This is a genomic window from Streptomyces sp. SID4985 (genome assembly GCF_009863025.1).
Taxonomy (GTDB): Bacteria; Actinomycetota; Actinomycetes; order Streptomycetales; family Streptomycetaceae; genus Streptomyces.
This window is the reverse complement of the sequence record NZ_WWIR01000553.1, coordinates 1-5,211: the sequence shown is the minus strand read 5'-3', so window position 1 is coordinate 5,211 and position 5,211 is coordinate 1. Positions and strand designations below refer to the sequence as shown.

Below are 5,211 nucleotides of genomic sequence, written 5' to 3'. Positions count from 1 at the left end.
CGCCACCGCCGCCCCCGTCTTCGCGCACGGCGTGGCCTCCGGCGACCCGCTGCCCGACGGCGTGCTGCTGTGGACCCGGGTGACGCCCACGCCCGAGGCGCTGCCCGGCTCCGGAGTCGGCCCCGACGCCGAGGTGAGCTGGGTCGTCGCCCGGGACAAGGCGCTCACCTCGGTCGTCGCCACCGGGTCGACCACCGCGACGGCCGCCGCCGACCACACCGTGAAGGCCGACATCCGGGGCCTCGCGCCCGCCACCGACTACTGGTTCCGCTTCTCCTCCGGTGGCACCGACTCCCCCGTCGCCCGCACCCGCACCGCCCCGGCCCCCGACGCGAACGTCGCGGGCTTGCGCTTCGGCGTGGTCTCCTGCGCCAACTGGGAGGCGGGCTATTTCAGTTCCTACCGCCACCTCGCGGCCCGCGGCGACCTGGACGCCTGGCTGCACCTGGGCGACTACATCTACGAATACGGCACCGGCGAGTACGGCACCCGCGACAAGGTCGTCCGCCCGCACGCCCCCACGCACGAGATCCTCACCCTGGCCGACTACCGCGTCCGGCACGCGAAGTACAAGACCGACCCCGACCTCCAGGCCCTGCACCTGAAGGCGCCGGTCGTCGCGATCTGGGACGACCACGAGTTCGCGGACAACGCCTGGTCCGGGGGCGCCGCCAACCACACGGAGGGTGCCGAGGGCACCTGGTCGGCGCGTCAGGCCGCCGCCAAGCAGGCGTACTTCGAGTGGATGCCGGTCCGCCCGGCCGTCGCGGGCACCACCTACCGCAGGCTGCGCTTCGGCAAGCTGGCCGATCTCTCCCTGCTCGACCTGCGTTCCTTCCGCTCCCAGCAGGCGGCCACCGCGAGCGGCTCGGTGGACGACCCGGACCGCACGCTCACCGGGCGCGCCCAGCTGGACTGGCTGAAGGCCGGGCTCAAGGCGTCGGACACCAAGTGGCGGCTGGTCGGCAACTCGGTGATGATCTCGCCGTTCTCGGTGGGCTCGCTCTCCGCCGACCTGCTCAGACCGCTGGCCAAGCTGCTCGGCCTGCCGCAGGAGGGCATCGCCCTCAACACCGACCAGTGGGACGGCTACACCGACGACCGCCGCGAACTCCTCGCCCATCTGCGGACCAACGCCATCGGCAACACCGTCTTCCTGACCGGTGACATCCACATGGCCTGGGCCAACGACGTGCCGTACGACGCGGGCACCTATCCGCTCTCGGCGTCCGCCGCGACCGAGTTCGTGGTCACCTCGCTCACCTCGGACAACCTCGACGACATCGTGAAGGTCCCCGAGGGCACGGTGTCGGCGATCGCCGCGCCGGTCATCAGGGCCGCCAACCGGCACGTCCACTGGGTGGACACCGACCGGCACGGCTACGGCGTGCTCGACATCACCGCCGACCGCGCGCAGATGGACTACTACGTCATCTCCGACCGCGCGGACCCGAACGCGACCTCGGCGTGGACGCGTTCGTACCGCACGCGCAACGGCACGCAGACCGTCGAGCGGACCTACGACCCGGTGTGACCGGCCGTCACAGGCTGTCGAGGAAGCCGAGCGCCACCCGCCAGGTGGCCTCGGTGGCCTCGGCGTCGTAGTCCGGGGTGTCCTGGAACATGTAGAGGTGACCGGCGCCGGGGTAGCGGTAGACCTCGACGTCGGCACCGGCGCGGCCCATCTGGAGGTACCAGGCACTCAGCCAGTCGTCCGTCTCGAACGGGTCCGGCTCGGCGACGTGCAGCTGGACCGGCAGCTCGTCCACGTGCGCGGTCGGCGCGATGTCCGAGGTGCCCTGGAGGAGCAGCAGCCCGCGTGCCTTCTCGTCGCCGAGGGCCAGCGTCTGGGCGACGGAGGCGCCGAGCGAGAACCCGGCGTAGACCAGGCCGCGTTCGGAGTACGGCGCGGCCGCGAGCACCGCCCGCTTCAGCAGCTCCTCCTTGCCGACCTCCTCCTTGAACTCCATGCCCTCCTCGACCGTGTCGAAGGTGCGCCCCTCGAAGAGGTCCGGCGTCCACACCTCGTGGCCGGCCGCGCGCAGCCGGTCGGCGGCGTCGCGCACCTCGGGAGTGAGCCCGAGGACGGAGTGAAAGAGCATGATGTTCATGGCCCCATGGTGCCAGCCGGGGCCCCGAACCCCCGTACCGGCACGGCCTCCTACCCGCTCCACCGGGGAACACTCAGGTTCATGACGGCGTCTCGCGGTTAGGCGCACCCGCATGGAGAACGACATCCGACCCCTGATCGTGGTCGGCGGCTGCGTCGTCCTCACCGTGCTGATCGGGTGGGGCACCGACGTGCTGCTGCGCAAGGCCGACGGACAGCACGGCGAGACCCCGCTGTGGGGCCTGCTGCGCCGCTGCCGCATCCCCTATCAACTGGTGCTGCTGGCCGCGCTGCTCAGAGGCACCTTCGCCCAGGTGCCCGCGCTCCGGGGGCACCGCGTGGGCATCGGGCAGACGCTGACCCTGGTGCTGATCGGCTCGACCGCCTGGCTGGTGATCGGCATCGCGGCGGCCGTCGTCGAGACCTCGTACAGCCGCTACGCGCGCGCGAACCGGGACCAGGCGCGGGTGCGCCGGGTGCGGACCCAGGTGACGCTGATCATGCGGGTGGTCTCCGCGATCGTCGGCGTGGTGGCGGTGGCCGCGATGCTGCTGACGTTCCCGGAGATGCGCGCGGCCGGTGCCTCGCTGCTGGCCTCGGCCGGTGTGCTCGGCATCGTCGCCGGTGTGGCCGCGCAGTCCACGCTGGCCAACATGTTCGCCGGGCTGCAGATCGCCTTCGGCGACATGGTGCGCATCGGGGACACGGTCGTCGTGGACGGCGAGTGGGGCACCGTGGAGGAGATCACCCTGACCTTCCTGACCGTGCGGACCTGGGACGAGCGCCGGATCACCATGCCGGTCTCGTACTTCACCTCCAAGCCGTTCGAGAACTGGTCGCGGGGCACCCCGCAGATGACCGGCACCGTCTTCTGGCAGCTCGACCACAGCGCGCCGGTCGAGGCGATGCGCGAGCGGCTGCGGGACATCCTGCGCGCGTGCCCCGCCTGGGACGGCCGCGCGCACAGTCTGGTGGTGACGGACACGGCCCCCAACACCATCGAGGTACGCGCCCTGGTGACCGCGAAGGACGCGGACGACATCTGGACGGTACGGGTCGCCGTCCGCGAGCGGATGATCACCTGGCTGCGCACCGAGCACCCCTACGCCCTCCCCCGCGTCAACACCGCCGACGCGGTGCCCGCCCCGGACCAGATCCCGTCCCCGGACCGCAAGACCCTGCGCCACGCCTACGAGTTCCCGCGCACCGGCCGGGGTTAGCGGGACCTCCGGCTCAGCGCAGGCTGCGCACGTCCAGGTGTCTCAGCACCCGGTCGACGATCTCCGGGTCGGCGCCCGGTTCGCTGCGCGCGGCCAGCACCTCGTGGCGGGCCGCGCTCATCATCTCCGCCTGGATCTTGCGCACCCGCTTCAGCCGCCGGGCCCGCTGCTTGTGGGCCTCGCGGCGCTCCTCCTCGCCCATGTCGGGGCTGATCCGGATGCCGATGTCGAAGGCGCGCCGCAGCATCTGCTCCGACAGTTCCTCGGGCAGCTCCTCGACCTGCTCGATCTCCCGCAGCCGACGCCGCGCGGCCTTGGTCGCGCGCACCGCCAGCTCGGTCTCGAACTCCTTCTCCCGCTCGGAGTCCGCCCGCACCCCGAGCCTGCGCACCAGCCAGGGCAGGGTCAGTCCCTGGAGCACCAGGGTGGCGATGATCACCCCGAAGGCGATGAAGATGATGATGTCCCGGTCGGGGAAGGACGCCCCGGACTTGGTGCTCAGCGGGATGGCGAGGGCCAGCGCCACGGACGCCACCCCGCGCATCCCGGACCACCACATCACGACCGTCTCCCGCCAGCCGACCGGGATGTCCTCGTCGTAGTCGCGCCGGGCGTGCAGCCGCTTGGTGAGCCAGGTCGCGGGCATCAGCCACAGCAGCCGTACGAGGATCACGGTGGCCGCGACCGCCGCCGCCCAGCCGAGCAGCTCGCCCCAGCGGCCCGAGGCGGTACGGATCGCGTTGTGCAGTTCGAGGCCGATCAGCCCGAAGGCCACACCGGTCACGAGCGTGTCGATGATGTCCCAGAAGGTGTGCCCGGCGAGCCGGGTCATCACGTCGTCGGCGTCGGTGGCGTACTCGGCGAGGAACAGCGCGGTGGTGAGCACCGCGAGGACCCCGGAGCCGTGCAGCCCCTCGGCCAGCACGTACGAGGCGTACGGCACGAGCAGGGTGAGCCCGATCTGGAGGGTGGCGTCACCGAGCAGGTCCATCAGCTTGTTGGCGCCCCAGCCGAGCACCAGCCCGACGACGACCGCGACCACGGCGGAGAGCACCAGGTCGAGCCCCGCGCCCCAGGGCGAGAACTCCCCGCTGATCGCGGCGGCGATGGCCACGTGGTAGAGCACGATCGCCGTGACGTCGTTGAAGAGCCCCTCCCCCTCCAGGATCGACACCAGACGGCGGGGCAGCCCGAGCTGTCCGGCCACCGCGGTCGCGGCGACCGGGTCGGGCGGGGCGATCAGCGCGCCGAGCGCCACCGCGGCGGCGACCGGCAGCCCGGGCACGATGGCGTGGGCCACGGCCGCCACGCACACCGTGGTCACGAAGACCAGCGCGACGGCGAGCAGGAAGATCGGGCGCTTGTTGGCCGCGAACTGCCGCCAGGAGGTGCGGCGTACGGCGGCGTAGAGCAGCGGGGGCAGCAGCGCGGGCAGGATGAGTTCCGGCGGGATGTCGACGGTCGGCACGAAGTCGAGCACCGCGAGGACCCCGCCGAACAGGGTCATCAGCACCGGCGCCGGCAGCCCGAAGTACTCCCCCACCGGAACGCTCACCAGGGCCGCGAGCAGCATCACGAACAACAGGGCCAGCTGATCCACGTCGAGCGCTCCGGGAGTCCGCGATCACACCGCAAGACTCAAGACTGCCACGCCGCCCGGCCGGAGCCGGGGTCCGACCCGGCGGGCCGGGAGATGCCTACAGGGCGCGGCGCATCGCCCGGTGCGGGATTCCGGCGTCCATGAACTCCGGTCCGTACTCCGTGTACCCGAGGCGCTCGTAGAAGCCGAGGGCGTGGGTCTGGGCGTGCAGGTCCACGGCGCTCAGGCCGAGCGCGCGGGCCGCGTCCTCGACGGCGCGCACCAGGGCCGCGCCGACGCCG

5 protein-coding genes are annotated in these 5,211 nt (G+C 72.1%); 2 read left to right on the top strand and 3 right to left on the bottom strand.

From position 1 onward, the window contains the following. Positions 1-1,534: alkaline phosphatase D family protein (locus GTW40_RS23890; protein ID WP_237525653.1), on the top strand; the 1,534-nt coding region annotated here is incomplete at its 5' end. A gap of 7 nt (positions 1,535-1,541) precedes the next feature. Here the strand turns inward: GTW40_RS23890 and GTW40_RS23885 are convergent. Next, positions 1,542-2,111, bottom strand: coding sequence for a dienelactone hydrolase family protein (locus GTW40_RS23885; RefSeq protein ID WP_161182234.1), 570 nt, complete (start codon positions 2,109-2,111; stop codon positions 1,542-1,544). A gap of 112 nt (positions 2,112-2,223) precedes the next feature. On the opposite strand from GTW40_RS23885, the gene GTW40_RS23880 reads away from it, so the two are divergent. After that, positions 2,224-3,330 carry a mechanosensitive ion channel domain-containing protein gene (locus GTW40_RS23880; protein WP_161182233.1) on the top strand — a complete coding sequence of 369 codons (1,107 nt, stop codon included), beginning with the start codon at positions 2,224-2,226 and terminating at the stop codon, positions 3,328-3,330. 13 nt (positions 3,331-3,343) lie between these two features. On the opposite strand, the gene GTW40_RS23875 is transcribed toward GTW40_RS23880, so the two are convergent. Beyond that, a complete protein-coding gene (locus GTW40_RS23875; RefSeq protein WP_161182232.1) occupies positions 3,344-4,930 on the bottom strand; it encodes a Na+/H+ antiporter in 1,587 nt (528 codons plus the stop codon). 97 nt (positions 4,931-5,027) lie between these two features. Beyond that, a partial coding sequence (locus GTW40_RS23870) for a GNAT family N-acetyltransferase (protein WP_161182231.1) occupies positions 5,028-5,211 on the bottom strand: 184 nt, incomplete at its 5' end.